At 49.1% G+C, this 230-nt stretch carries 1 protein-coding gene; it reads left to right on the top strand.

Features of this window, described 5'->3' with window-relative positions; translation table 11 throughout:
* The first annotated feature begins 31 nt into the window (after positions 1 to 31).
* Complete coding sequence (locus tag FS628_RS31015; RefSeq protein ID WP_145326721.1) at positions 32 to 226, top strand: hypothetical protein; 195 nt, start codon at positions 32 to 34, stop codon at positions 224 to 226.
* The last annotated feature ends 4 nt before the right edge of the window (positions 227 to 230 follow it).

Genomic DNA, 230 nt, shown 5'->3' with positions numbered 1-230 from the left:
GGGGCTAATAGCCGATGGGACGGATTAGGTCGTGGATGTGGATGAAGGATTTTGGGTGGATAAAAATGATAAAAGATATGGGGATGTTGATGAAAAAAATGTGGGGTTAAGAATTGTTGGGGTGGATAAGGTGAATGGTGGTCGGTGTGATAGCGAGCCGGAGGGGAGGGGAAGTGGGGAATGGGGGTTTGGGTTGAAGTGGGGGGGGCTGGAAAAAAAAGAATAGGGGA

It is taken from the genome of Paenibacillus xylanexedens (assembly GCF_007676705.1).
GTDB classification, from domain to species: Bacteria; Bacillota; Bacilli; order Paenibacillales; family Paenibacillaceae; genus Paenibacillus; species Paenibacillus xylanexedens_C.
Note: the sequence above shows the minus strand (reverse complement) of the source record. Positions and strands in the feature narration are given on the sequence as shown.